This window comes from Halomonas sp. YLB-10 (genome assembly GCF_003856855.1).
GTDB lineage: Bacteria > Pseudomonadota > Gammaproteobacteria > Pseudomonadales > Halomonadaceae > Halomonas > Halomonas litopenaei.
This window is the reverse complement of the sequence record NZ_RRCU01000020.1, coordinates 1-1783: the sequence shown is the minus strand read 5'-3', so window position 1 is coordinate 1783 and position 1783 is coordinate 1. Positions and strand designations below refer to the sequence as shown.

Below are 1783 nucleotides of genomic sequence, written 5' to 3'. Positions count from 1 at the left end.
CCGGCCGGGTCGCTCGCCCAGCCAGGCGGCCCTCGACCTCGCCGCGCGCCTTCAAACCGCCGGGCCATGTGCATACCACGCCACTTTGCAAACGCAGTTCGGCTTGCAGAGCGCGGGAACGCGAGGCGGGCAGGATAGGCTTTGGCCGCAAAAACGTATTACACGGGCTCAAGCGCAGCGCTTGCATGGGGCGCTACCGCCCCCATACCCCCGGCCTAGTGCGGCGTCGCCACGCTCGGCAGGCGCTCCCCTCTGAGTAGCCCATAGACCATGACAGAGCGAGAACGCTATCCGAGGAGTAGGGGCAGACACGCGGCAGGCCCGCAACACCAGCGTCGAACCCAGCACGCCACGCCATCTTGTCAACGCGCTGCATGATCGCCTCCCTGATCGCTGTGTGACACACCAGGTCGGTCACGCCAATCAGGCCGACCAATCTGCCTCAGGTAAGACGCGCCCTCGACGCGATGCAGACGCAGAACCTTTGGTGCCCAATGAGGCACCGGCCGCGAACCGTCATCCCACGCAGTGATTGTTTTCCGATGCGTTTTAAGGAAACGGGTCAGCGCCTTCATCGGGTAACCCTGGCGCTCGTACTCCCACTCAGCAGGGCTCGCCCATTTACGCGAAGGATTCCTAGCCATTGGCCACCTCCGTCGCGGAAATTTTTTCCGCAAGCAGCGACTCAAGTTCGTAGAAAGACTCGCAGAGCGGTTCGGCTAAGTTGGAAAGAAGCCACATCACCGAGGCCTCCGGTTCTGTCATCGGAGGCTGAGTCTTTGAAATTATTTGAACGAGTGCGTTAAGCGAAAGAACCTTGTTACCAAGCCGTTCGCAGGCCGTTTGAATAGAATTGGCTGTACCCATGAGGAATCTCCTTTAAAGATTCTTTGTGGTCAGGGGCTTACATGTGTTGGCACACGTGCAGGCCCCGTTTCTTTTGCTACGTCTGACGCATAATTTGCAGACTATCAGTTCACCTCCTCTGGCCCAGAGCTAGCCTCTAGCTCTCCCTCCCAGACCACGTTGTCACCTAGCCGGACCTGATACTTCCGGCACTCCCCGGGCCGCATCGCATCGCCGAGCCGCAGCAGGATTTCATGAGCCTGCCCGATGCCCGAGACGCGGCGAACCATCGCGCCATCGACGTACAGGCAGTACCGCTTACTCGTCGTCATCAACCAGCCCCTTCCTACGCTTTCGCTCCAACTCGCGCCTTTCCTTCCGGGTCAAGCCTTCCTCCGCTGCGTTCCGAGGCGCTGGCGGCGCCGAACGAGCAGGAGCAGGGGGAGGGGTGGCCGCTACCGGTTCACGAGCCTGTTGCAACGCCTGAGACGCCGAACGCGCCTTCGCCCGTTCCCATTCCTCGACCTCCCTGAGGATGAACTGCCGGACCCGCGCGCTGGCCGGTGTCATCCGTTCCTCGCACAGGTCGCGGTATCTCGCAGCCAGATCGGACGGCAACCTGATCTGGAGCACCGCGTCTTTCGGTATGATCGCCATTTGTCATTACATAGCATTACGTTGTCATGACTATAGCATCACCGAACTCCCGCGCAAGCCTTTCCTGTTCTTCTTTCTCCGTTAAGTGTTATTACTACAAGTAGGGCGGGCCTTCGGCCCGCCTGCCCGGCCTTCACGGCCCGGCGGAGGGCTGCGCCTCCGGCCGGGTCGCTCGCCCAGCCAGGCGGCCCTCGACCTCGCCGCGCGCCTTCAAACCGCCGGGCCATGTGCATACCACGCCACTTTGCAAACGCAGTTCGGCTTGCAGAGCGCGGGAACG

At 61.4% G+C, this 1783-nt stretch carries 1 protein-coding gene; it reads right to left on the bottom strand.

The features are described 5' to 3' along the window. Positions 1-636 precede the first annotated feature (636 nt). Positions 637-867: a hypothetical protein gene (locus EBB56_RS21745; protein ID WP_124805335.1), complete on the bottom strand. Its 231-nt coding sequence runs from the start codon at positions 865-867 to the stop codon at positions 637-639. Between the last annotated feature and the right edge of the window lie 916 nt (positions 868-1783).